Source organism: Pseudomonas sp. FEN (assembly GCF_904067045.1).
In the GTDB taxonomy this organism is placed as follows: domain Bacteria; phylum Pseudomonadota; class Gammaproteobacteria; order Pseudomonadales; family Pseudomonadaceae; genus Aquipseudomonas.
The window spans coordinates 425,879-449,915 of the sequence record NZ_CAJFDC010000036.1 but is presented as its reverse complement, the minus strand read 5'-3'; the positions used below and the strand labels follow the sequence as shown (position 1 = coordinate 449,915).

The window sequence follows — 24,037 nt, the reverse complement described above, 5'->3', positions numbered from 1 at the left end:
CAGTTAAGAGCGAGCACAGCCCCCGTAGATCAGGATCTGGTTTCTCGGCGTCCCCGCTCCCTTTCAGGGTGCTGCCGCGTGTGGTCGGCAGACCAGGATTCCTGGCCTTGAGTGCGAAACCGCGCCCGCTCTTGAAAGCCATGGGAATCGACGAATCATGGCACCGCTCAGGACCAGCCGCCGCCCAGGCTCTTGTACAGCGAGATACGATTGCTCACCTGCAACAAGCGGGTCCTGATCAGCGCTTGCCGCGCCGTGCTCAGGCCACGCTGGGCATCGAGGACTTCGAGGTAGCTGTTCAGTCCATCCTGATAGAGCAACTGCGCCAGCTCGACGCGGCGCGATTCGTTCTGCACCAACCGTTGCTGTGCATTGAACTGCCGATTAAGCGGCTCGTTCGAAGCCAAGGCATCGGCCACTTCACGAAAGGCCTGCTGGATCGAACGTTGGTACTCGACCACGGCAATCTCACGCTGCACCTTGGACAGCTCGAGCTGCACGAAACGTCGGCCCATATCGAACAGCGGCAAAGTCACGGCGGGGGTAAAGGACCAGCCCTTGGCTTGCCCGGAAAACAGCTCGCTCAGCTGCGGACTGCTGACACCAAAGAAACCGGTCAGGGAAATGCTCGGCAGAAAGGCCGCCCGGGCCGCGCCGATATTGGCATTGAAGGCCTTGAGCCGAGCCTCGGCGGCGCGAATATCCGGGCGCCGCACCAGCAGCTCGGAAGGCAGGCCCGGAGTAATCTCCGGCAACTGCGGCCCTTCGCGCCACTCCCCGGAGGAAAGCCGCGCGGGGTCAATCGTCGTCCCTACCAGCAACTCCAGACGGTTCAGGGCCAAGCTCTGTTGTCGGGCCGCGTCGGCCAGCTCGGCCTCCAGCGTCAGAGCCAGCGTATCGGCCTGACGCAACTCCAGCTCGCTCGCCAATCCCAGCTCCTGGCGGCGGCCGATCAGACGCTTCGACTCGCCCGCCCGCTCCAGCAACTGGCGGTTCTGCCGGTGCAATTCAAGATAAGCACGATGTTCGTAGTAAGCCGTCGCGACCTCGCCGACCAAGCTGATCTGCACGCTCAGGGCATCTTCCTCGCGGGCCACCAGACGTTGCCCGGCTTCGGCTTTCAACGCCCGGACCCGGCCCCAGAGATCCAGTTCAAAGGCAGTGACCCCCAACCTGAACTGCCCCTGTTCGTGGATCACCGACTTGCGGGTGGGCGAGTCCGCTGCGGAAATCTTCTGCCGCTGTACCGAGCCATCGACGCCCCCGCCGGGCCATTGATCGGCAGCGGAAATCCCATACAACGCTCGCGCCTCATCAATACGCAGGACGGCAACCTGCAGATCACGGTTATGCGTCCGCGCCAGCGCGATCAGCGCTTGCAGCTCGGGGTCGAGAAAGACCTCGCGCCAGTCCGGTAACGACCCGGCGTCGCCCTGCGTCCCCGCGTCACGCCAGTGCTCGGCCACCGTTGGCGACGGCCGCTGGTAGTCGGGAATAAACGAACATCCGGCCAATAGCTGGACAACCAGCATCAGTCCCGGACAGCCCACCTTCATCCGATCCCCCGCCGCTGCAGAAGCCCAGGCAGTCCAGAGGCTTTCTCGCCGGAGGTCTTTTGTCGCTGATAGAAGGCTTCCAAGCGTGACAAGTAGAACCAGTGCTCGGGAGCCTCGACAATGAACGATTCCATCGCCCGCGCCCATTGCGCCCGCATATCCGAGGCGGCGGCCCTGCCGATCCACTGGATCACATGCAGTTCACCGCAACCGCCGAGCCGGGCACGATGCCCCGCCAGCAGCACATCGCACTTCATTTTCGCCGCCAGGAACATCGGCCCCTTGACGAATTGCGCGGCGCGGCCAAACAGGCGTCCATCCGCCGGCTCGCCGGAGCGCGCCCCGGCGAAACTCACCGGCAGGTCGGCAAAGATCAGCACCTGGTCGCCACGCTTGAGCGCCCGGGCAATCGCCAGCGCGGTTTTCGGATCGTTGCTGTCGAGAATATCCACAGCGTGACCGAAGGCTTCCAGGCTCTGGAGGGAGCGCCGGGTCAGCGGGTCGTTGAAGTTCCAGATCGGGATGATAAAACGCTTCGGAGCCGGACAGCGCTCGATCATGCAGGCCACCGCCATCCAGTATTCGCCCGTGTGGGCCAGCACGATGATTGTCGAACGCACCCGCGTACGCGACCAGTGTTGCTCCGGGTCGTGCCAGGTAACGGCGCGAATCCAAGCGCGCAAGCGTTCGGGATTATTACGCGGGTAAAGCGCCTGGTAGATCGCACACTGCAACTGAATGGCGCTGTAGCGGCAGGCCAGTAGCTGACAGGCGCGAGGTTCCAGTCCGAACAACTCGAGGTTCTGCCGACAGGCGTTGTAGTCCGGGCCGCGCCACGCCGACGGCAGCCGCAGCAGGATGGCCGGCAACAACGGCAAGCAACGGTGCGCGGCCCGCAGCCGAAAGATCAGCGTCATGCCTTTTATCAACCGCGCACGCAGCCCGGCCTTGAGGCGTATCCACAACAGCCGGCGACGGATCGGCCAGCCCGGGCGAAACGGATTCATCGCGCCGCGCCGCTCAAGGGTCGCAAACGCCCCTGGTGCATCAGCAACACCGTATCGCAAGCCTGGGCCACGGCCTTGTCATGGGTCACGATCACACACAGCATCGGCAAGCGGCGCACAGTCTCGATTATCACGTCACGGGCACTGGGGTCCAGATGGGAAGTCGGTTCGTCGAGCAACAGCAACTCCGGGCACCGATACAGCGCCCGGGCGATCAGCAAGCGTTGCTTCTGGCCCGAGGACAATTGCACCCCCATGGGCCCAAGCAAGGTGTTGAAGCCGTTGCTCAGTTTCAGGATGCTCTCCAGCAGCCCGGCCTGCTCGACACAGCGCTGCAAACGCGTGCCGTCCAGTGGGTCGCTGTCCATCAGGATATTCTCGATCACCGTACCGGCGATGATCTCGTCGTGAGCGGTGACATAGGCCACGCTCTGGCGGTAGCGGCGCAAACCAAAATGCCGCATCGCCAGGCCATTGATCCTGAAGCGCCCGGCGTCCAGGCGGTAAAAACCAGCGAGCACTTTCAGGAAGGTGCTCTTGCCGCAGCCCGAAGGACCGAATATCGCGATACGCCGGCATGGGCCTTCCAGACTGAAACTCAGGTCCTCGAAGGTTGGCCGATCGAACGAACTGTAGCGAAAGCGCGCGCCCTCGATCTGGATCGAGCGCAAGGGCTGCTGCTGGCCGAGGGGGTCGGCGCTGTACACGCTCGACTCCACCCGCTCGACCGGCTCATCGACGATTTCCTCGACCCGCTTGAGCTCGACCTTCACCAGCCGCAGATTCATGTAGCTGTCGACCACCTTCAGCGCGCAGCCCATGAACATGTCCTTGTACAGGACGAAGGCGAACAGATCGCCGACGCTGTTCTCGCCGTGGAGCACGGCCAGCGCGCCGAGGGCGCTGACCAACAGCGAATGGCCGTGAGACAGCCCTTCGTGCACCACCTGATTCATCGCCTGCAAACGCTGGACACCGGCGCGGGCCATTTCGGTGTCGGTGTGCTGGTTGCTCCAGTTCGCCAGCTTGGCCGCTTCGTAGTTGTAGAGTTTCATCGACTCGACATTGCCCAGGGTGCCGAGCAAGGTCACGTTGCGCGCTGTCTCGGCTTCGATCGAGGTCTTGTGGTGTTTCTCCATCACCGGCAGGGTCAGGCCGCGAAACAGGAAAAACAGCAGGCACAACAGCAGCGACAGGGCCGCCAGCTTGGCGTTGATCAGGGCCATCAGCACGAGGAACACCATGCCGAAGGCCAGGTCGATGGCGATATCCATCCAGCCGGCGGTGAACTGCACGAAGGCTTTGTCGGTGGCCTGGGTCCGCCGCAGGATATCGCCCGGGGCGCGGCGTTCGAAGTAACTCACCGGCAGCCGCAGCAGCCAGGCGATAACCCCGCTGGACAGGTCCTGGCTCAAGGCGATGCGCAGACGCATATCGAGGACCGTCCGCAGCCAGGCGGCGAGGCTCTTGAACAGAAAGATCCCGCCAAAGACATAGAGGATCAGAAACAGGAAATCCTCGTCGTTCTTCGCCACCACCTCATCGATGGTCAGGGAAAACAGCTTGGGCGCGGCGATGGCGCCGAAGTAGCCAACCACCGAGAGCAGACCCATGGGCATCAGGTAACGCAGCAACCAGGTGTTGTTGCGCAGCACGCCGAGCGGGCCGAAGGTGCCGGGCACCCGCCGCTGGACCTGGGTGGTGAAGCCCAGCCCCGGAAGCATTTCCAGCGCCGCGCCGCTGAACATCGACAGCGCCTCTTCCCAGCTATAGAAGCGCCGCCCCACCGCCGGATCGACGATATGCAGCCCCTGGCGGTTGGTGGACTGCAGCACGACAAAGTGCATGTTGTTCCAGAACAGGATCGACGGCGTGCGCAGTTGCCGCACGTCATGCAGCTGCAGGCGCAGCGGGCGGCAGCTGAAGCCCAGCTCCTCGCTGACCTTGATCACCTGGAACAACGACATGCCGTCCCGCGCCACGCGGTAACGTTGGCGCATCTCGCGCAGGGTCAGCGCCTTGCCGTGATAGCCGGCGACCATGGCAATCGAGGCCATGCCGCATTCGGACATTTCGTCCTGGAGAATCACCGGGACCGCGCGCGTGAACAGCTGTCGCGAGCGGCCCAGGGCCTCGCGCAGCGATTGTTTGAGCCGGCTCATGCCGACTCACCCAAAGGCCGCGTCGGCCGCCCCAGTCCCGGCAGATAATCCGGATTACCCGCCAGCCCCCTGAGCACCGGCAGGAACAGCCACTCCATCAGGTTCAGGCGCTCCAGGCGCAGGGAACCGCTGAGGGTCATGCCATCCTTGAGCCAGTCCTGGCGGATCTTGGTGCGCGGGTCGGAAAAGTCGAGTTTCACTTCGGCCCGATAGGTCGGTCCCGGCTCCTCGCCATCGGTCCTGGCACCGGGTGGAGCCTCAAGGTAAGTGCTGGCGGTACTACGGACGATCTGGCCCTTGATCACGCCATAGCGTTCATAGGGAAAGGCATCGACGCGCACGATGACTTCGGTACCGGCGCTGGCGAAACCGATGGCGGCCGGACTGACATCGAGGACCACCACCGGCGCCTCGTGCAAGGCCCGACTGATGCGCAGCAACATCATTGGCTGGCCGCCCTGGGCCCGGGCACCGGGAAACACCGAAACGGCATCGACCATGCCCTCGACGGGCGACAACAGGACATATTCCTGGCTCTTGCCGAGGTTTTCGAGGCGTTCGCGCAAGTCATGCCGTTGCCGGGCGAGTTCACTGAGACGGCTGGTGAGGGTGTGATCGGCTTCGCTGCCGCGCTGCTCCAGTTCGAGTATCCGTTGCCGCGCGCTGGCCTGGGCCAGATCGTTGTTCGCCAGGTCCTGGAGCACCGCCTCGTGCTTGACGATCGCTTCGTTCAGCGCCGCCACGGACACCGCGCCTTCGGCCGCCAGGCGCTCATGACGCTGGCGGTTCTCCAGGGCGATACCGGCTCGCCGTTGGATCGAGCGCTTGATCGTCGCGGTGAGTTGCAGATCCTTGTGCAACTGCTCGATCTGCAGTTGCAGAAGTTTTTTCTGGGTCTGGTGGGCCAAGCGGGCCTGGCGTTCATCACCAACGGCATCCTCCAGCAGGCTGCCCAGGCGTTCAGCGCTTTGGGTGGAAAGGGGTTTGTCGCTGCCTTCGTTGAAGCTTTCCGGCTCCAGGGTGCGGATCCGTACCAGGGGCTGGTCCTTGCTGACCGATTCGCCGGCCTCGACCAGCACTTCGCGGATATGGGCGGGGCGTTCGCTGGTGATCCGCACCACATCGCGGGTGAGGATCCGGCCCGGGACATCTTCTTTCTTCGCGTAGTCGCCGATGAACAACAAGACCAGGCCGCCGGCGAAGAACAGGCAGATGAACCAGGCGAAGACCATGGGTGCCAGCGCCGCTCGTGGCGCGACCTTGCCCAACTCAAGCATAGGTGAACTCGTGCGTGACAACCGACGCGACAGGGCCTGCGCCGATGAAGGAATACGGACTTGAGGACACTGAGCACCTTGTAGGAGCAGTCGGTCGACGCTCGATTGCTCGCGATGAACTCAAAGGCGCCGCGTGGTTTCAGATGCCCCGCGTTATCGTTGCCGTCCATCGCGAGCAAGCTCGCTCCTACACGCACAGGCGATGCCTATCGCCCCGGCAGCGGCATCAGCTGGCTTTCTTCAAACCTTCGGAGATCCAGTCGACGGCTTTGTCGAGGATTGGGCCGAAATCGGTGAAGAACCCGGAACCGCGAACGTCCTGGGTCTCTTCGAGGGTCATTTCCTGGAGGGTGTTTTCTTGTTGGGTTGCTTCCAGCATAGGTGTAAACCTCGGCATTATTATTGGATGAAGACAGCATCGAAGCGGCCGGTGGGATCACCGTCGAATCGAACTTTCATGCAGCTCCGGAACGACGCGTCGTGCTTGAACTGCGAGTGCCATCTTCGGCCAAGGTCATATTTATTTATATCCGAATAGTCTCCGGAGAACGGTGCAAAGCCGCATGAGCACGTAGGATTTTCACCCACCCGTCCAGACACACCGCATTCCCCTGTAGGAGCAGGGCTTGGTCCGGGCGGCGTTCCGACGAAGCTTTCGGCGTCCTCACGATCCCCTTCGCTGCGATGCGGCGTCCCGACAAGCCAGGCTTCTACAGGTTTGGCGGCGTGGCTGTGATTGCGGTGTCGGCCAACAACAACGCCGCCTTGGCGCGCAGCAGTTGCAGGTCGATCACTGGCGCTCCCTCGCACTTGGCCTGTTCGTCCCAATGGCGCATCCGCAGGCTCACGGCGCACAGCGGGTCCTGCTCGAAAGCCCGCGCTTGCGTTTCCGTCATGACACCACCCTGGTACTCCAGGGTACGCCGACTCGCTTCGCTCAAACGCTCGTAGTACCCGGGCTCGCGCAACGTCAGAAAACGCTTGGCCTGAACGTGATACTCCACCAGCCGCGCCAGCCGCTCGCTGAAACCGCACCGGCGCAAGTAGTCGGCCCCGAGGCGCTCATGACTGGCCACGCCATAGCCCCCATATCCCCCGCCGGCTGCGCGCCGGGTGGGCAGATGTGCCCGATATCGTGGAAGAACGCCGCCAGCACCACTTCATCGTCGAAACCTTCGGCCAGCGCCAACCGCGCGGCCTGGGACATATGTTCCAACTGGGACACCGGCTCGCCGATGTAGTCGGCATCACCAAACTGACGGTACAGGCCGAAGACCTCGTCCAGCCTCTGTTCAACGGACTTCATGTGGACTCCCCCAGCAAGCCGGCGATATTGCCTTCGGCCAGGGCCGGGCCGACACTCATGCCCACGCCCGTGTGCATCAGCGCGGCATTCAGCCCCGGTGCGACCTGAAGGAAGGAGAACGGTCCCGGCCCCCTGGCGCCATAGACGCCCTGCCAACGTTCCAGTACCCGCACCTTGCAACCCAGGGTGTGCTCGGCCAGCTCCAGCAAACAGTTGTCTACCTGCTCGGCGTTGAACGGCGACGCCTCGCTGCCGTAGTGGTGGGAGTCGCCGATGATCAGTTCGCCATACGGGGTCGGGCTGATCAGCAGGTGGATACCGTGCTCGTGCAGGTGCGGGCTTTCACGCAGGATCTGCGCCTGGATCGCCGCCGCTTCCGGCAAATCGGCAAAGGCGCCGTAGTGCACGCAGCTGAGACCGGTGAGCAGCGCGTGCTGCAAGTTCAAGTCGACCTGGGGTCGGGCACGCAGCATTTGCAGACGGCAGATGGACGGCTGCAACTGGCTGAAGGGTTCGGCCAGCAGGGTCTGATAATCGTGACCGGAACAGACGATGATCCGCGCGCCGTGAAAGGTCCCGGCGGTGCTGTGCACATGGCCGGGCTCGACCTCGCGCACCAGGGTCGAGAAGTGGAACGTCACGCCCAGTTCACGCCGCAGATATTCGATCAGCGTCGGGATCGCCTCGCGCGAGTAGAGCTGCTGGTCGTCGAGGCCGTGCAACGCGGCGCGGTGATGGCTGAATCGGCCACGGTAGAGGTCGTTCAGTGCGGCGCCACGCAGTAACTCGACGCGATAGCCCTGCTCCTCGGCGCGGCCGGCACAAAATGCGTCGAGCAGATGTTCTTCGGCGTCAGTGCGGGCGAACAGGTACGAGCCGTTGCGTTTGAGCGCAAAGCCGGCCTGTTGTGCCCATTGGGCCCAGATCTCCCGGCTGGCGCGGGCCAGCTCGGACATGATGCCCGGCGGCTGGCCGGTGACCAGGGCCTGGCCGAAGTTGCGCACCGAAGCGCCCAGGGGCGTGGCGCTGCGCTCGAAGACCGTGACCTTGAGACCGCGCCGGGCGGCGGCATAGGCGTGGGACAGGCCGAGGATGCCGGCGCCGACAATAAGGATGTCGCAGTGGTTTTTCATGGAGGGGGTCCTGAAGATTTTGCGGCGAGCGCGGGCTTGTGGCGAGCGGGCTTGTCGGGACGCCGCACCGCCGCTCTCGGCTGCGAAGCAGTCGCAAAACCTGTGACCGCGTTCTGCCTGACACAACGAGGTCGCTGATTTAAGGGCCGCCCGCAGCCCGGCGCGGGCAAGCCCGCTCGCCACATATCTCAGCCAGCCTGAGACGGCTCCGCCAGATAACGTACTTACTGAGGCAACTTCTCCGACTTGCCGTCATAGCGCTTGCGCCATTCGGTCAGGATTTCGTCGCGGTTCTTCGAGGCCCAGGCAAAATCGTTCTTGATCAGGCGCTGCTCGTAGTCCGCCGGCAATTCGGTCTGCGGCTTGGCAATGCCCGGCTGTGCCAGCACGGCGAAGTTTTCCTTGTACAGCTCCATGGCCGCGGGACTGGCCGAGAAATCCGCCAGCTTCTTCGCCGCCTCTTCATGTGGCGTGCCCTTGATCACCGCCGTCGCCTCGATTTCCCAGCCCAGACCTTCTTTCGGCAGGATGATGTCCAGCGGCGCGCCCTGGCGCTTCAACTGCACCGCCGGATACTCGAAGGAAATACCGATCGGGAACTCACCCGCGGCCGCCAGCTTGCACGGCTTGGAGCCGGAGTGAACGTACTGGCCGATGTTCTGGTGCAGCTCATCCATGTACTGCCAGCCCTGCTTCTGGCCGAAGGTCTGCAACCAGGCGCTGACATCAAGGAAGCCAGTACCGGAAGAGGCCGGGTTCGGCATCACGATCTTGCCCTTGTACTCGGGCTTGGTCAGGTCCTGCCAGCTCACCGGCTTGCTCAGATGTTGTTTCTCGGCTTCAACGGTGTTGAAGCAGATGGTCGCCGCCCATACGTCCATGCCGACCCAGGCCGGCGGGTTGGCCGCGTCGCGATAGTTGCCGCCGATCTTGCCCAGGTCCTTGGGAGCGTAGCTTTGCAGCATGCCCTGCTGATCAAGGATCGCCAGGCTCGAAGCGGCCAACCCCCAGACCACATCGGCCTGCGGACGCGCCTTCTCGGCCAGCAGCTTGGCGGTGATGATGCCGGTGGAGTCGCGCACCCATTTGATCTCCACGTCCGGGTAGGTCGCCTCGAAGGCTTTCTTGTAGGCGCTCAACTGTTCGGACTCGAGGGCCGTGTACACGGTCAGCTCGGTTTTCGCGGCAAAGGCATTCAGGCTGAACGCAGTGAGGACAGCAGCGGCAAGAGCCAGGGGCTTGAACATGGTGCGGTTCCTTATGGAGTGCGGTTGGGGGGCAAAGATCAATGACCGGGCGCGGTCTGCCGCCAGGCCTGGGAGCGACGCAGTACGCCGCGCGAGGCCCAGGCCAACAGCAGCGACACGGCTACCGAGGTAAACAGGATCAGGCTCGACATGGCCGCGGCACCGCCAACGTTGCCGGCGTCGTCCATGTTCAGTACCGCCACCGCCGCCAGAATGGTGTCGGGGCTATAGAGAAAGATCGCCGCCGACACCGTGGTCATCGCCGAGACGAACAGATAGCGCACGATATCCAGCAACGCCGGCAGACAGATCGGCAGCGTGACCCGCAGGTAATGCCGATAGAGTGGTGTCTTGAGCGACAGGGCGGCGGCTTCGAACTCGCTGTCGAGCTGGCGCAGGGCGGTGCTGGCGGTCATCTGCGCAGTGGTCAGGTAATGGGCGATGGTGCAGATCACCAGCAGGGTCATGGTCCCGTAGAACACATGCAGCGGGTTGCCATTGAGGTTGAAGAAGAACACATAGCCCAGGCCCAGGACCAAGCCCGGGACCGCCATCGGCACGAAACCGAGCACCCGCAACGCCAGATTCAGGCCGCGCTGGCCACGGGTTTTCTCCATCAGGTAGGCCCCGGTGAAAATCAGCCCGCTGCCGATCAGCGCCGTGCACAGGGCCAGGGTCAGGCTGTTGCGGTAGGCCAGCCAGCCGCTGCCCGTCGTCGCGTTGAATGCATAGTGACTGAGGGACAACGACAGGTTGTATGGCCAGAACTTCACCAGCGACGAGTACACCGCCATGCCGAACACCAGCAGCAAGGCCGCGCAGATCAGCAGCACAATCGCCAGGTAGCAGGCATCGCGCCGCCATGACGGTGCCGGCTGGAACACCTGGGCCCGTCCGCTCATGGCCTCGCCGTGACGGCGCCGCAGCCAGGCATCGACAGCAAAACTCAGCAGCGCCGGCAACAGCAGGATCATGCCGATCAAGGCGCCACGCCCGAATTGCTGCTGGCCGACCACCGCCTTGTAGGCTTCGAGCGCCAGCACCTGATAGTCGCCGCCCACCACCACGGGTACGCCGAAATCGGTGATGGTCAGGGTGAACACCAGGCAGAAGGCGGCGAACAGCGCCTGGCGACTGGCCGGCCAGGTGATGCTGCGAAAGGCTTTCCAGGGTCCGGCGCCCATGCTCGACGCGGCGTCGAACAAGCGCGCGTCGGCCAGGGACAAGGCCGAGATCAGGATCATCAAGGCATGAGGAAAGGTGTAGATGACTTCGCCGAGGACCACGCCCCAGAAACCGTAGATATTCTCCGACAGCAAGTCACGCAGCAGACCCTGGTTGCCGAACAGGTAGACCAGCGCGATCCCCGGCAGCATCGACGGTGCCATCAACGGCAGCAGGGACAGGGCGCGCCACAGCGGCTTGGCGGGGATCAGGGTTCGTTGCAGGGCGTAGGCAAACAGATAAGCCAGCGGCACGACGATGGCTGCAACACTGAGGGAAACCTTCAGGCTATTGCCCAGCAGCCAGTGAAAGTTGTCGCTGGTCACCAGTTCCTTCGCGGCGAGCCAGCCACCCCCCTGCCCGGCTTCGCTGCTGAAACCACGCCAGAAGATCGCCAACAGTGGCAGCAGCACCGCCACGCCCAGCAGGCAGAGCCAGAGCAGCTTGCCGCCGACCACGAACAGGCGGTCGCCGAGGCCGACCCGCGTGGGCTTCAGGCTCGACTGCCGGTACCCGCGCAGGCCGATTGCAGCGGCCATCTCAGGCAAACACCTGGAGGCTGCGCGGCGGCAGCGCCACCCAGATATCCGGTGCGCCCAGGCGCGACATGTCCTGCGGAGCGACTTCGGCCAACAACGGGTGTCCGGGCAATTGGTTGAGTTCAAAACTCATGCGGCAGCGATTGCCCAGGAAAGTGATTTCGCGAACCCGCGCCGGGAACAGGTTTTCCTCATGGACCGGCGGGTTGACATTGATCGCTTCGGGGCGGCAGAACAGCCGGCCGGAGGCGGCGCGGGCGCTGCCATCGGCCAGGCGCACATCCATGCCGCCAACCCGTGCATGGCTGACGCTGCTGCGCTGGAATGGCAGCCAGTTGCCCTGGCCGACGAACTCGGCAACGAACGGCGTGGCCGGTCTGTCATAGATTTCCTGGGGCGTGGCGTACTGCTCGACCTTGCCGTTGTTCATCACGGCGATGCGGTCGGCCATCAGCATGGCCTCGTCCTGATTGTGGGTGACCATCAACGTGGTCACGCCGAGGTTGCGTTGCAGCTGACGCAGCTCGGTACACAGATGCTCACGGACCCGGGCGTCGAGGGCCGACATCGGCTCGTCCAGCAGCAACAGCGAAGGCGCCGGGGCCAGGGCGCGGGCCAGGGCGACCCGTTGCTGCTGGCCGCCGGAGAGTTGCCCGGGGTATTTCCTTTCGCTGCCGAGCAGGCCCACCAGTTCCAGCATCTGACCGACGCGCTTGCGGGTTTCGTCGCGGCCATTGCCAGCGAGACCATAGGCAATATTCGCCTCTACCGTCAGATTCGGGAAAAGCGCATAGGACTGGAACAAGATGCCGTAGTCACGGGCTTGTGGCGGCAGATCGGACACATTGCGCTCGCCGAGGAACAGCTCGCCGTCGTCCTGGTGCTCGAGGCCGGCGATACAGCGCAGCAAGGTGGTCTTGCCACAGCCGGACGGGCCGAGCAGGCAGACCAGCTCGCCGGCGGCCACGTCCAGGGAGATGTTCTCCAGCGCGCTGAAGGCGCCGAAGCGCTTGCGTACACCGCGCACCCTCAGTGGGGCGCCGGGGTTGGCCAGGGCGTTGGCGATCGAGTGGTTCATGGACGGACCTCATCAAGCGGATGAGGGTCATGCTAGGGGGCGAATGCGTAGGCTATGTGGCAACGAGGCCAAAGCTACCGATAGTGGTATTGGTGGATTTGGGTTGGCTACGTAACAGGCTGGCGAGCGAACTTGCGGCGAGCGGGCTTGTCAGGACGCCGCACCGCCGCTCTCGGCTGCGAAGCAGTCGCAAAACCTGTGACCGCGTTCTGCCTGACACAGCGAAGTCGCTGACTTTAGGGCCGCTTCGCGCCCCAGCGCGGGCAAGCCCGCTCGCCACAGGGATTACTTCAAGGTTCAGGCCGGCGCCATTTCCTGCGCCAGCCCCAGAAACGCCGCCGGCAGGCGCGCCGCCTTGCGTTCCTTCAGACAATACAGGTACTCGGGAATCTGCGGTGCGTTCTCGATGGTCAGCACCCGCAGCTGCGGGTCGTGGGGGACTTCCTGCCGGGCAATGATGCTGATGCCGATATTGCGCAGCACCGCCTCGCGAATCGACTCACGGCTGCCGATTTCCAGCAACGGGCCATAACTGACTTGCGCATTACGCAATAACGCCTCCGTCAACTGCCGGGTGGTCGAACCGGCTTCGCGCATCAACAGGCAGTGCCCGGCCAGCGCACTCAACGGCACATGATCATGCACCGCCAACGGATGATTGCGATGCACCGCCAGCACCAGCGGATCGCTGCCCAGCACCCGGCGGATCAACCGTGGGTCCTCCAGCAACTGCGACGATGCCGCGACATCGACCCGATAGTCCTCCAGCGCCTCCAGCACCTGTTGCGAGTTGCCGATCTCCACCGACACCTCCACCTGCGGCAAACGCTCGCGAAAGGCCTTCACCAGGTCAAGGATGTAATACGGCGCCGTCGCGGCAATCCGCAAAGCGCCCTGCACCTGCCCGGCATTGCGCAGGAAAAACTCGATATCGGCTTCCTGTTGCAACAGCGTCTTGACCATTGGCAGCAGGCGCGCACCGTCGTCACTGAGGCTCAGCCGCCGGCCGCCGCGATAGAAGAGCTCAACCGCATACTGGCTTTCCAGATGGCGGATCTGAGTGGTCACCGTGGGCTGGCTGAGCCCGAGCTTTTTCGCCGCCAGGGTGATGCTGCCCAGGCGGGCGACCATGTAAAACGCCTTCAGCTCGGCACTCAGCACATCACCCTCTCATTCGTTCACTTGCGCAACAGGCGCAACCCATTGAACACCACCAGCAGGCTGACGCCCATATCGGCGAACACCGCCATCCACATGGTCGCGAACCCCAGGAATGTCACCACCAGGAAGATCGCCTTGATCACCAGCGCCAGGGCGATATTTTGCCTGAGGATACGCGCGGTCTGGCGCGAAAGGCGAATGAAAGCGGGAATTTTGCGCAGATCGTCGTCCATCAGGGCGACATCGGCAGTTTCTATGGCGGTGTCGGTACCGGCGGCGGCCATGGCGAAGCCGATCTCGGCGCGAGCCAGGGCCGGGGCGTCGTTGATACCGTCGCCGACCATGCCGGCCCGATGGCCACGAGCATAGAGCTCTTCGATGGCTTGCAGTTTGTCGGTGGGCAGCAGATCGCCGCGCGCCTCGTCGATCCCGACCTGGGCGGCAATGGCCGCGGCGGTATGGACATTGTCCCCGGTCAGCATCAGGGTCCTGATACCCAGTTCGTGCAACTCGCGGATGGCTTCACGGCTGGAGTCCTTGACCGTATCGGCCACGGCGAACAAAGCCAGCGGCCCGGACGCGTCGAGCAACAGCACCACGCTCTTGCCTTGTTTTTCCAGGGCGAAGAGCTTCTCTTCCAGGGCAGGCGAGCAGAGACCGAGGTCTTCCACCAGGCGATGGTTGCCCAGGTAATAGCCTTCTCCACCGATCTCGCCGCGCACTCCGCGCCCGCTCAGGGCCTCGAACGCCTCGACATCATGCCGAACGAACTGTTTGTCCTGCCCATCGCGGGCAATTGCCAGGGACACCGGGTGGTCGGAACGTGCCGCGAGGCTGGCGGCAATCGCCGATGCGGTGTCGAGGGCCCGCGGCTCAAGGAGCAGGAAATCGGTCAGTACCGGCTTACCATGGGTAATGGTGCCGGTCTTGTCCAGGGCCAGGTAGTCGAGCTTGTGCCCGCTTTCCAGGTACACCCCGCCCTTGACCAGGATGCCCTTGCGGGCGGCGGCGGCCAGACCGCTGACGATGGTCACCGGGGTCGAGATCACCAGCGCGCACGGACAGGCCACCACCAGCAGGACCAATGCCCGGTAGATCCAGTCGAACCACAGGCCGTTCATGAACAGCGGCGGCAACACCGCCACCGCCAGGGCCAGCGCGAACACCGCCGGGGTGTAGATTTTCGAGAACGTATCGACGAAGCGCTGGGTGGGTGCCCGCGCGCCCTGGGCCTGCTCGACGGCATGGATGATCCGCGCCAGGGTCGAATTGCCCGCGACAGCGGTCACCCGATAGTCCAGCGAGCCCGCCTGGTTGATGGTACCGGCGAACACCTTGTCGCCCGGGTTCTTCTCGATGGGCAGGCTTTCACCGGTGATCGGTGCCTGATCGACGCTTGAGTTGCCATAGACCACCTCGCCGTCGAGGCCGATGCGCTCACCGGGCCGGACCCGGACCAAAGCCCCCAGTTCGATGCTTTTAACCTCGCGTGCGACCCATTCGCCGTCATCCTGGCGGACCGTGGCCTTTTCCGGCGTCATCTGCATCAAGCCGCTGATGGCGTTGCGCGCCCGGTCCAGCGATTTGGCTTCGATCAACTCGGCGATGGTGAAGAGGAACATCACCATCGCCGCTTCCGGCCACTGACCGATCAGCACGGCGCCAGTCACGGCGATGCTCATCAGCGCGTTGATGTTCAGGTTGCGGTTCTTCAGGGCAATCCAGCCCTTTTTATAAGTGCCCAGGCCGCCGCTGAGGATGGACACCAGCGCGACGATGGCCACCACCCAGGTCGGAGCCAGGCTGGTGAAGTGAATGACTTCGGCGGCCAAGGCGCCGACACCGGACAGCGCCAGGGGCCACCAGGGTTTCTTCAGCGGCGGCTGACTTGGGGTTTCGGCAGCCGCGCCCTCGTCCAGCGGCTCGGCCTGCATGCCCAGGGACTTGATGGCGTCGACGATTGGCGTGGTCGACGACAGGTCATGGGTCACGCCGAGGATCCGGTTGATCAGATTGAACTCAAGCTGCTGCACGCCCGCCAGCTTGCCGAGTTTGTTCTGGATCAGCGTCTGCTCAGTGGGGCAGTCCATGGCGTCGATGCGGAAACGACTCAACCGCGCGTCGGCGCTGGTGGTCTCGCTGAGCTTGACCAGCGCGGGAGCCTCGGCGGTCGAACAGCAGCTGTGCGCGTGCCCGGCCGCCCCATGGGAGTGGGAAGCCTTTACCGGCTGGAGGACCTGGAAGGACTGAGGAGCCGACTTATCGGCAGGACCGTGGTCATGGCTATGATCATGGCCGTGATCGTGATCGTGATCGTGACCAGCCTGCGCAGGATCGCTGCCGGGCTTGGGCGAAGAATGGATGGAGTCGCTCATGGGTACGTCCCTGAAAGTGCTTGTTGCCAAGTGAACACCCTGTAGCCACTATAGGGTCAAGCCCCCTTTTGCGAGATTGAACGATGAAGATTGGCGAACTGGCGAAACTCACCGACTGCCAGGTGGAGACCATCCGCTATTACGAAAAGGAAAACCTGCTGCCGGAACCGGCGCGCAGCGAGGGCAACTACCGCCTGTACACCCAGGCGCACGTGGAACGCCTGACCTTTATCCGTAACTGCCGCAGCCTGGACATGACGCTGGAGGAAATTCGCAGCTTGCTGGGTCTGCGCGACAGTCCGCAGGACCAGTGCGAAAACGTGAATGCGCTGATCGACGAGCATATCCACCACGTCAAGGCTCGCATCGACGGCTTGCAGGCGTTGCAGGTGCAATTGCTCGACCTGCGCCAACGCTGTGGCAGCGGGCCGGATGTCGAGCAGTGCGGGATCTTGCAGCGGTTGGAGGTCAGTGGCAGCGTGGTGCCGACTGAAGAGCATTCACATGTCGGAAGAAGTCATGGGCATTGAGGCCCCCTGTGGTGAGCGGGCTTGCCCGCGTTCGACTGCGCAGCAGTCGCAAAACCGTCCACCTCGGTCGACCTGATGCACCGGATTCACAGGTTCCAGGGCCGCTTCGCAGCCCAACGCGGGCAAGCCCGCTCGCCACAAATCTCGGCCAGACTTGAGACCGCTCCCAACTGAGACAACTCAGACCGCCATCGGCGCCGTCATCGGCGCATGGTGCTGGTAGCCTTCCAGCGAGAAATCCCCCGGTTCCACCCGCTCCAGCCACTCCGGCTGGTACACACCGGTCTTGGCAAACTCCGGCACGCGCTCGGAAATCACCAGCTTAGGCATCGGGAACGGCTCGCGCGTCAGCTGCTCATTGAGCATGTCCAGGTGATTTTCATACACATGGGCATCACCAATGAAATAGGTGAACCAGCGCGGCGTGTAGCCGGTCAGGCGCCCGATCAGGCTCAGCAGCGCCGCGCCTTCGGTCAGGTTGAACGGCGTGCCCAACCCCAAGTCGTTCGAGCGGATGTAGAGCGTCAGGGAAATTTCCCGGGTCTCCACATTCGGGTGGAACTGATACAGTAAATGACATGGTGGCAAGGCCATTTCATCCAACTGCGCGCAGTTCCAGCCGTGGAACAGGATCCGTCTACTGCCCGGGTCCTTGATGATGGTGTCGATGCACTGGCGCACCTGGTCGATGGCCTTGTACAGCACCACATAGGCCTGGCCGTTTTCCTCGCCCTCGGCAATCTGCCGATAGCCCTGGCCCAGGGTCTGCTCAATGGCGGCGACATTGCTTTTGGCAATCTGCTTGTACGCCGGCCATTGGCGCCATTGCACCCCGTAGATCTCGCCGAGGTCGTCTTCGCCCTGGCGGAACGGATTGGCCAGCCACTGGGCGTTTTCGTTGGCGTTCTGGTCCCAGACCTTGCAGCCCAGCGCGCGGAATTCGGCGGCGTTGTTCACCCCACGAAGAAAGCCGCACATCTCGCCAACGGCGGACTTGAAGGCCATCTTGCGGGTGGTGATCGCCGGGAAGCCATCCTTGAGGTCATAACGCAGCATCGCCCCGGGAAAGCTGATGGTGTTCACGCCAGTACGGTTGGCCTGCTTGGTGCCGTTCTTGATGACGTGGGCGACCAGTTCGAGATATTGCTTCATGAGTTACCTGCATCCTTGAATACGGGGCCCACGGGCCCCGATTCGAATTTAAAGCGCGGCGCCTTTCGCTGCCGGTGGGGTCGCGGCGCGGTGATAGGCGAACCACAGCAAGCCCAGGCCGCCGAGGATCATCGGCAGACTGAGAATCTGCCCCATGGTCACCCAGCCGAACGCCAGATAGCCGAGCTGCGCATCCGGCACCCGGACAAACTCGACGACAAAACGGAAGATCCCGTAGAACAAGGCGAACATGCCCGAAACCGCCATGGTCGGCCGTGGCTTGCGCGAGAACAGCCAGAGGATGACGAACAGGGCCACGCCTTCCAGGGCGAACTGGTACAGCTGCGACGGGTGGCGCGGCAACTGGGCCGGGTCGCTGAACGGCGGGAAGATCATCGCCCACGGCAAATCGGTCGGTTTGCCCCACAGCTCGGCGTTGATGAAGTTGCCGATCCGCCCGGCACCCAGGCCGATCGGCACCATCGGCGCGACAAAGTCCATCAGTTCGAAGAACGACTTGCCATTGCGCCGACCAAACCACCAGGCGGCCAGCATCACCCCAATGAAACCGCCATGGAACGCCATGCCGCCCTTCCAGACCTCGAAGATCAGCGTCGGGTTAGCCAGGTAGGCACTCAGGTCGTAGAACAGCACATAACCCAAACGCCCGCCGACGATGACCCCCATGGCCAACCAGAAGATCAGGTCGGAGAGTTTTTCCTTGGTCCAGGTCGGATCGAAACGGTTCAGGCGCCGGGAGGCCAGCAGCCACGCACCGCCAATGCCAACCAGGTACATCAAGCCGTACCAGTGGATTTTCAGCGGGCCGATGGCCAGGGCCACCGGGTCAATCTGCGGGTAAGGCAGCATTGCAACTCCTCGATAGAGTAAAAATTCAGGGCCCGGAGGATCAGCAAGCGTCCGGGCCGGCGGCTCATCTTGCAACCGCGCCATTAAGCCAATATTGCGCCTGGGTGACTGAACCGAGCCTGTGGCTCAGAGCAGGAACTTCATCCCGACGCAGAATAACAGGCCGGCAAACAGCCGCTTGAGCAGCAGCGGCGATAGCCTGTGCGCCAATTGCACGCCGAAACGCGCAAAAAACATACTGGTCAGGGCAATGCCGAGCAAGGCCGGCAAATAGATAAAACCCAGGCTGTGGGCCGGCAACAATGGATCGTGCCAACCCAGGATGATGAAACTCAAGGTGCTGGCCAGGGCAATCGGCAAGCCGCAGGCGGCGGACGTCGCCACCGCCTGCTGCATCGACACACTGCGCCAGGTCAGGAACGGCACGGTCAGCGAACCGCCGCCGATCCCGAAAATCGCCGAGGCCCAACCGATCACCGCCCCCGCCAGACCGAGACCGAACTTGCCGGGCACGCTGCGACTGGCCTTGGGCTTGAGGTTCAGCGCCATCTGCGCCGCCACCACCAGGGCGAACACGCCGATGATCTTCTGCAGGTTCGGGCCGGCGATGGCCCTGGCGGTCAGCGCGCCGAGGCCCGAGCCCAGGAGGATGCCCACGGCCATCCAGGCAAAGATCGGCCAACGTACCGCACCGCGCTGGTGATGCCCGCGAATGGTATTGAACGAAGTGAATATGATCGTCGCCAGGGACGTACCCACCGCCAGGTGCGTGAGGATCAGCGGATCAACCCCCTGCAGGGTGAAACTGAACACCAGCACCGGGACGATAATGATCCCCCCGCCCACGCCGAACAGCCCGGCCAACACGCCGGCACAGGCCCCCAAGGCCAGATAGAGCAGAAATTCCATGCGCAACCCCGCGAAACAAGTCCGGCATGGTAACGGAAGGACGAATACGGCTCTACTGGATGACGATGGATACCCTGCGTAGAGTGGACAAAAAACATCGAGGGACAACCTGATGTGTCTGATTGTCTTTGCCTGGCGCCCGGGCCATGCCCAGCCGCTGATCGTCGCGGCCAACCGCGATGAATTCTATGCCCGCCCGAGCCTGCCGCTGGCGCAATGGCCCGAAACGCCGCAGGTTTATGCGGGTCGGGATCTGGAAGCCGGTGGTACCTGGCTCGGGATAGGCGCCGGAGGGCGTTTTGCGGCTTTGACCAATATCCGCAATCCACACCAGCCGGTGGCCCCGCGTTCGCGTGGGGAACTGGTGGCGGGCTTTCTCGGCGAGGAACTGCCGATCGACCAGTATTTAGCCGAAGTTCGCGAAAAATCGCCGGAATATGCCGGTTTCAACCTGTTGTTGGGAACAACGGACGCGCTGTGGCATTTCAATTCCCACGAGGGCGAGCCGCGCCAACTGACGGAGGGTGTGTACGGAGTGTCCAATGCCGGGCTCGATACGCCCTGGCCGAAACTGCTCAAGGCCCGGGCGGCACTGTCCTGGGCGCTGGCCGATCCCCGACCGGAGACTTTGCTGGCGATGCTCGGCGATCCGACGACCGCGCCGCTGGCCGAGCTGCCGGACACTGGCGTGGGACTGGCGACCGAGAGCCTGTTGTCCAGCGTGTTTATCGCCAGCCCCAGCTACGGCACGCGGGCCAGCACGGTACTGATCGTCCACGCCGATGGCAGGCGCCATCTGGTCGAGCGCAGCTTCGGACCTTATGGCGGGCATCTGGGAGAGGTGGAACTGAAGATTTAGTCTGCGGCTGCCCCGGCGATTGCTATCGCCGGTAAGCCAGGTTCCTACAGTCAGTCATCAATGCGTGACGGTCGGCACCACCATCCGTGACAGCCCGAGGTTCTTCAGCGCCAACTGCAAGGTACTGCGAATCACCTGCGGGTTGTCGATGGTCATCACCTGGGCCAGCAGTTCCTGGGCCTTGCTCAAATTGATCTGGCGCAGCATCCATTTCACCTTCGGCAAGTTGGTGGCGTTCATCGACAAACTGTCAAAACCCATCGCCATCAACAACACCGCCGCCATCGGATCACCGGCCATCTCGCCGCAGATACTCACCGGCTTGCCTTCGGCATGGGCGTCACGCACCACATTCTGCAAGGCTTGCAGCACCGCCGGGTGCAAGTAGTCGTACAGGTCCGCGACCCGCGGGTTGTTGCGATCCACCGCCAGCAGGTACTGGGTCAGGTCGTTGGAGCCCACCGAGAGGAAATCCACCTGTCGCGCCAGCTCGCGGGTCTGGTACACCGCCGCCGGAATTTCGATCATCACGCCCACCGGCGGCATCGGCACGTCGGTGCCTTCGTCACGCACCTCGCCCCAGGCCCGGTGGATCAGGTGCAACGCCTCTTCCATCTCGTGGATGCCCGAGATCATCGGCAGCAGGATCCGCAGATTGTTCAGGCCCTCGCTGGCCTTGAGCATGGCCCGCGCCTGCACCAGGAAGATTTCCGGGTGGTCGAGGGTCACGCGGATACCGCGCCAGCCGAGGAACGGGTTGTCTTCCTCGATCGGGAAATACGGCAGCGACTTGTCGCCACCGATGTCCAGGCTGCGCATGGTCACCGGCTGCGGATGGAACGCCGACAGTTGCTCGCGATAGATCGCCAGCTGTTCCTTCTCGCTCGGGAAGCGCTGGTTGATCATGAATGGCACTTCGGTGCGGTACAGACCGACACCCTCGGCCCCGCGCTGCTGTGCCCGGGCCACATCCGCCAGCAAGCCGGTGTTGACCCACAGCGGCATGCGGTGACCGTCGGGCGTCACGCACGGCAGTTCGCGCAAGGCGTCCAGGCCTTCGGACAGTTGGCGCTCTTCCTCCACCACGCCGGCATATTGCTGACGCAGGACTTCACTAGGGTTGGTAAACACCTCGCCACGCGCGCCGTCGACGATCATCTCGATGCCGTCGACCTTCGAATATGGCAGGTCCACCAGGCCCATGACCGTCGGGATGCCCATGGCCCGCGCCAGGATCGCCACGTGGGAGTTACCCGACCCCAGCACCGAAACCAAGCCCTTGAGCTTGCCTTCCGGCACTTCGCCGAGCATGGCCGCGGTCAGCTCTTCGCTGACCATGATGGTGTTGTCCGGGTAGACCAGGGCCTGTTGGCGCTCGGATTGCAGGTAGGCCAGCAACCGACGCCCGAGGTCCTTGACGTCCGACGCACGCTCGCGCAGGTAGGCGTCGTCCATCAGTTCGAAACGGTTGACGTGATCGGACACCACTTGGCGCAAGGCGCCCTGGGCCCATTGACCGGTCTTGATCACATTGGTGATTTCGCTGCCCAGGGAGGCATCGTCGAGCATCATCAGATAGACATCGAACAGCGCCCGCTCTTCCGGACGCAACTGGGTCGCGAGCTTGGCCGAGAGCGTGCGCATGTCGGCGCGCACACCTTCGATCGCGGTCTTGAACAGGGCCAGCTCGGCGTCGACGTCGAGGACCGTCTTGTCCGGCACCACGTCCAGGTCCGCCGGCGGCAGCATGACCACCGCCGTGCCCACCGCCGCGCCCGGCGAACCCGGCACACCGATGAACTTGGCTTCCTGGATGCCCTTGCCCTCACGCCCCAGCCCGCGGATCGAACCGGTGGCTTCGGCATGGGCGATAACGCCGGCGAGCTGGGCGCTCATGGTCACCAGGAAGGCCTCTTCGCCTTCATCGAACTGGCGACGTTCCTTCTGCTGGATCACCAACACGCCAACCACGCGGCGATGATGAATGATCGGCGCGCCAAGGAACGAGGCGTAACGCTCCTCGCCGGTTTCGGCGAAGTAGCGATAACGCGGGTGATCGGCAGCGTGCTCCAGGTTCAGCGGTTCTTCGCGCGTACCCACCAGGCCCACCAGGCCTTCGTTCGGCGCCATGCTGACCTTGCCGATCGAGCGCTTGTTCAAGCCCTCGGTGGCCATCAGGACAAAGCGGTTGGTCTCGGGGTCCAGCAAATAGACCGAGCAGACCTGGCTGCCCATGGCCTCTTTGACGCGCAATACAATAATGCCCAACGCCGCCTTGAGATCCTTGGCGGCGTTAACTTCCTGGACGATCTTGCGCAGCGTATTGAGCATGGCTCGGGGTCGAACTCCGTGTCAGTCGCGCGCCAACAGGCGCGGGGCAAGCTCTTTGAGCGCGCGACGGTAGACCTCGCGCTTGAATGTCACCACCTGGCCCAACGGGTACCAATAGCTGACCCAACGCCAGCCATCGAACTCCGGTTTACCGGTCAAATCCATCCGCACCCGCTGCTCGTTGGAGAGCAGGCGCAGGAGAAACCATTTCTGTTTCTGGCCGATGCACAGCGGTTGGCTGTGGGTACGTACCAGACGTTGCGGCAAACGATAGCGCAACCAGCCGCGGGTACAGGCCAGAATTTGCACATCTTCTCGTTCCAGGCCGACTTCTTCGTTCAATTCGCGGTACAAAGCGTCTTCGGGCGTTTCGTCGGGATTGATCCCACCTTGCGGAAACTGCCATGCATCTTGGTTGATGCGACGTGCCCAGAGGACCTGCCCAGCATCATTCGTCAGAATTATCCCGACATTAGGACGGAAACCATCGGGGTCGATCACGGCAACCACCTCGCAAACGCATGTCGCCGCATTGTTCCACAAAGGTTGTGAAAGCAGCAACGAGCCTGCCTACCTTATGTGCACTCTTGTGAAAAGACCGTATTCTGGAGACCTTTTTACAGGCTTTTCAGCGAGTAACCGCAATGCGTCTGGCTATATTCGACTTGGACAACACACTTTTGGGCGGCGACAGCGACCACGCCTGGGGCGATTACCTGTGCGAACGGGGCATTCTCGATCCGGTGGCCTATAAAAACCGTAACGATGAGTTCTACCAGGACTACCTGGCGGGTCGGCTGGACAACGCCGCGTACCTGAATTTCTGCCTGGAGATTCTCGGGCGCAGCGAAATGGCCCAGTTGGACGAGTGGCATCGCGACTACATGCGCGACTGCATTGAGCCCATCGTGCTGCCCAAGGGCCTGGAACTGCTGGCCCAACACCGCGATGCCGGCGACAAGCTGGTGATCATCACCGCCACCAACCGTTTCGTCACCGCACCGATTGCCACACGCCTGGGGGTCGAGACCCTGATCGCCACCGAGTGCGAGATGATCGACGGCCGCTACAGCGGGCGCAGTACCGATGTACCGTGCTTTCGCGAGGGCAAGGTGACGCGCTTGAACCGTTGGTTGGAAGAGACCGGACATGGCCTGGAGGACAGCTATTTCTACAGTGACTCGATGAATGACCTGCCGTTGCTGGAGCAGGTGGCAAATCCCGTGGCAGTGGATCCGGATCCAAATCTGCGGGCGGAAGCCGAGAAGCGTGGCTGGCCGGTGATCAGTCTGCGTGGCTGATGGCCTCTTCGCGAGCAAGC

Annotated in this window: 19 protein-coding genes and 1 pseudogene; 3 read left to right on the top strand and 17 right to left on the bottom strand. The window is 63.2% G+C overall.

Features of this window, described 5'->3' with window-relative positions; translation table 11 throughout:
• Positions 1–167: 167 nt before the first annotated feature.
• From PFEN_RS25650 to PFEN_RS25595, 12 genes and pseudogenes are all read right to left on the bottom strand, one after another.
• A complete protein-coding gene (locus PFEN_RS25650) occupies positions 168–1,556 on the bottom strand; it encodes an efflux transporter outer membrane subunit (RefSeq protein WP_191489406.1) in 1,389 nt (462 codons plus the stop codon).
• Entirely contained in the window at positions 1,553–2,563 is a 1,011-nt protein-coding gene (locus PFEN_RS25645) for a hypothetical protein (protein WP_191489405.1), read from the bottom strand. The genes PFEN_RS25650 and PFEN_RS25645 overlap by 4 nt, the downstream gene beginning before the upstream one ends.
• Positions 2,560–4,725 (bottom strand): peptidase domain-containing ABC transporter, encoded by a 2,166-nt coding sequence (locus PFEN_RS25640; RefSeq protein ID WP_191489404.1) that lies wholly within the window; start codon positions 4,723–4,725, stop codon positions 2,560–2,562. Before PFEN_RS25640 ends, PFEN_RS25645 begins: the two co-directional genes overlap by 4 nt.
• Positions 4,722–6,002, bottom strand: a complete 1,281-nt coding sequence (locus tag PFEN_RS25635; protein WP_224771072.1) for an HlyD family secretion protein — start codon at positions 6,000–6,002, stop codon at positions 4,722–4,724. Before PFEN_RS25635 ends, PFEN_RS25640 begins: the two co-directional genes overlap by 4 nt.
• 226 nt (positions 6,003–6,228) lie before the next feature.
• Entirely contained in the window at positions 6,229–6,381 is a 153-nt protein-coding gene (locus PFEN_RS25630; RefSeq protein WP_191489403.1) for a hypothetical protein, read from the bottom strand.
• 331 nt (positions 6,382–6,712) lie between these two features.
• Positions 6,713–7,308: pseudogene (locus tag PFEN_RS25625) on the bottom strand (phosphonate degradation HD-domain oxygenase).
• Entirely contained in the window at positions 7,305–8,441 is a 1,137-nt protein-coding gene (locus PFEN_RS25620) for a TIGR03364 family FAD-dependent oxidoreductase (protein ID WP_191489402.1), read from the bottom strand. Before PFEN_RS25620 ends, PFEN_RS25625 begins: the two are co-directional and overlap by 4 nt.
• 224 nt (positions 8,442–8,665) lie before the next feature.
• Entirely contained in the window at positions 8,666–9,688 is a 1,023-nt protein-coding gene (locus PFEN_RS25615; RefSeq protein ID WP_191489401.1) for a putative 2-aminoethylphosphonate ABC transporter substrate-binding protein, read from the bottom strand.
• A gap of 38 nt (positions 9,689–9,726) precedes the next feature.
• Positions 9,727–11,451: a putative 2-aminoethylphosphonate ABC transporter permease subunit gene (locus PFEN_RS25610; protein WP_412071481.1), complete on the bottom strand. Its 1,725-nt coding sequence runs from the start codon at positions 11,449–11,451 to the stop codon at positions 9,727–9,729.
• A gap of 1 nt (position 11,452) precedes the next feature.
• The gene (locus PFEN_RS25605; protein WP_191489399.1) at positions 11,453–12,529 is read right to left on the bottom strand and encodes a putative 2-aminoethylphosphonate ABC transporter ATP-binding protein; all 1,077 of its coding nucleotides are present in this window, start codon (positions 12,527–12,529) and stop codon (positions 11,453–11,455) included.
• Between the two features lie 297 nt (positions 12,530–12,826).
• Positions 12,827–13,690: a LysR family transcriptional regulator gene (locus tag PFEN_RS25600; protein WP_191489398.1), complete on the bottom strand. Its 864-nt coding sequence runs from the start codon at positions 13,688–13,690 to the stop codon at positions 12,827–12,829.
• A gap of 17 nt (positions 13,691–13,707) precedes the next feature.
• The gene (locus PFEN_RS25595; protein WP_191489397.1) at positions 13,708–16,065 is read right to left on the bottom strand and encodes a heavy metal translocating P-type ATPase; all 2,358 of its coding nucleotides are present in this window, start codon (positions 16,063–16,065) and stop codon (positions 13,708–13,710) included.
• An 83-nt stretch (positions 16,066–16,148) separates the two neighbouring features.
• On the opposite strand from PFEN_RS25595, the gene cadR reads away from it, so the two are divergent.
• The gene (cadR, locus tag PFEN_RS25590) at positions 16,149–16,595 is read left to right on the top strand and encodes a Cd(II)/Pb(II)-responsive transcriptional regulator (protein ID WP_191489396.1); all 447 of its coding nucleotides are present in this window, start codon (positions 16,149–16,151) and stop codon (positions 16,593–16,595) included.
• A gap of 180 nt (positions 16,596–16,775) precedes the next feature.
• Here the strand turns inward: cadR and PFEN_RS25585 are convergent, their stop codons facing one another.
• The 3 genes from PFEN_RS25585 to PFEN_RS25575 form a co-directional block, all read right to left on the bottom strand.
• Positions 16,776–17,747, bottom strand: a complete 972-nt coding sequence (locus PFEN_RS25585; protein ID WP_191489395.1) for a thymidylate synthase — start codon at positions 17,745–17,747, stop codon at positions 16,776–16,778.
• Between the two features lie 48 nt (positions 17,748–17,795).
• A complete protein-coding gene (gene lgt / locus PFEN_RS25580) occupies positions 17,796–18,617 on the bottom strand; it encodes a prolipoprotein diacylglyceryl transferase (RefSeq protein ID WP_191489394.1) in 822 nt (273 codons plus the stop codon).
• 126 nt (positions 18,618–18,743) lie between these two features.
• Positions 18,744–19,526 carry a sulfite exporter TauE/SafE family protein gene (locus PFEN_RS25575; RefSeq protein WP_191489393.1) on the bottom strand — a complete coding sequence of 261 codons (783 nt, stop codon included), beginning with the start codon at positions 19,524–19,526 and terminating at the stop codon, positions 18,744–18,746.
• A 112-nt stretch (positions 19,527–19,638) separates the two neighbouring features.
• Between PFEN_RS25575 and PFEN_RS25570 the strand changes: the two genes are divergently transcribed.
• Positions 19,639–20,385 (top strand): NRDE family protein, encoded by a 747-nt coding sequence (locus PFEN_RS25570; RefSeq protein ID WP_191489392.1) that lies wholly within the window; start codon positions 19,639–19,641, stop codon positions 20,383–20,385.
• A 57-nt stretch (positions 20,386–20,442) separates the two neighbouring features.
• On the opposite strand, the gene ptsP is transcribed toward PFEN_RS25570, so the two are convergent.
• A complete protein-coding gene (gene ptsP, locus PFEN_RS25565) occupies positions 20,443–22,716 on the bottom strand; it encodes a phosphoenolpyruvate--protein phosphotransferase (protein WP_191489391.1) in 2,274 nt (757 codons plus the stop codon).
• Between the two features lie 21 nt (positions 22,717–22,737).
• Positions 22,738–23,217 carry an RNA pyrophosphohydrolase gene (locus tag PFEN_RS25560; protein ID WP_040071746.1) on the bottom strand — a complete coding sequence of 160 codons (480 nt, stop codon included), beginning with the start codon at positions 23,215–23,217 and terminating at the stop codon, positions 22,738–22,740.
• Positions 23,218–23,360: 143 nt separating this feature from the next.
• Here PFEN_RS25560 and PFEN_RS25555 point away from each other — a divergent pair, with 143 nt between their 5' ends.
• On the top strand, positions 23,361–24,017 hold the full coding sequence (locus PFEN_RS25555; RefSeq protein ID WP_191489390.1) for an HAD family hydrolase: 657 nt from the start codon (positions 23,361–23,363) through the stop codon (positions 24,015–24,017).
• Positions 24,018–24,037 lie beyond the last annotated feature (20 nt).

Bases quoted from the DNA above. Each gene is read 5' to 3' on its own strand.
- PFEN_RS25650 (WP_191489406.1), bottom strand. From the start codon at position 1,556: ATGAAGGTGGGCTGTCCGGGACTGATGCTGGTTGTCCAGCTATTGGCC.
- PFEN_RS25645 (WP_191489405.1), bottom strand. From the start codon at position 2,563: ATGAATCCGTTTCGCCCGGGCTGGCCGATCCGTCGCCGGCTGTTGTGG.
- PFEN_RS25640 (WP_191489404.1), bottom strand. From the start codon at position 4,725: ATGAGCCGGCTCAAACAATCGCTGCGCGAGGCCCTGGGCCGCTCGCGA.
- PFEN_RS25635 (WP_224771072.1), bottom strand. From the start codon at position 6,002: ATGCTTGAGTTGGGCAAGGTCGCGCCACGAGCGGCGCTGGCACCCATG.
- PFEN_RS25630 (WP_191489403.1), bottom strand. From the start codon at position 6,381: ATGCTGGAAGCAACCCAACAAGAAAACACCCTCCAGGAAATGACCCTC.
- PFEN_RS25620 (WP_191489402.1), bottom strand. From the start codon at position 8,441: ATGAAAAACCACTGCGACATCCTTATTGTCGGCGCCGGCATCCTCGGC.
- PFEN_RS25615 (WP_191489401.1), bottom strand. From the start codon at position 9,688: ATGTTCAAGCCCCTGGCTCTTGCCGCTGCTGTCCTCACTGCGTTCAGC.
- PFEN_RS25610 (WP_412071481.1), bottom strand. From the start codon at position 11,451: ATGGCCGCTGCAATCGGCCTGCGCGGGTACCGGCAGTCGAGCCTGAAG.
- PFEN_RS25605 (WP_191489399.1), bottom strand. From the start codon at position 12,529: ATGAACCACTCGATCGCCAACGCCCTGGCCAACCCCGGCGCCCCACTG.
- PFEN_RS25595 (WP_191489397.1), bottom strand. From the start codon at position 16,065: ATGAGCGACTCCATCCATTCTTCGCCCAAGCCCGGCAGCGATCCTGCG.
- cadR (WP_191489396.1), top strand. From the start codon at position 16,149: ATGAAGATTGGCGAACTGGCGAAACTCACCGACTGCCAGGTGGAGACC.
- PFEN_RS25585 (WP_191489395.1), bottom strand. From the start codon at position 17,747: ATGAAGCAATATCTCGAACTGGTCGCCCACGTCATCAAGAACGGCACC.
- lgt (WP_191489394.1), bottom strand. From the start codon at position 18,617: ATGCTGCCTTACCCGCAGATTGACCCGGTGGCCCTGGCCATCGGCCCG.
- PFEN_RS25575 (WP_191489393.1), bottom strand. From the start codon at position 19,526: ATGGAATTTCTGCTCTATCTGGCCTTGGGGGCCTGTGCCGGCGTGTTG.
- PFEN_RS25570 (WP_191489392.1), top strand. From the start codon at position 19,639: ATGTGTCTGATTGTCTTTGCCTGGCGCCCGGGCCATGCCCAGCCGCTG.
- ptsP (WP_191489391.1), bottom strand. From the start codon at position 22,716: ATGCTCAATACGCTGCGCAAGATCGTCCAGGAAGTTAACGCCGCCAAG.
- PFEN_RS25555 (WP_191489390.1), top strand. From the start codon at position 23,361: ATGCGTCTGGCTATATTCGACTTGGACAACACACTTTTGGGCGGCGAC.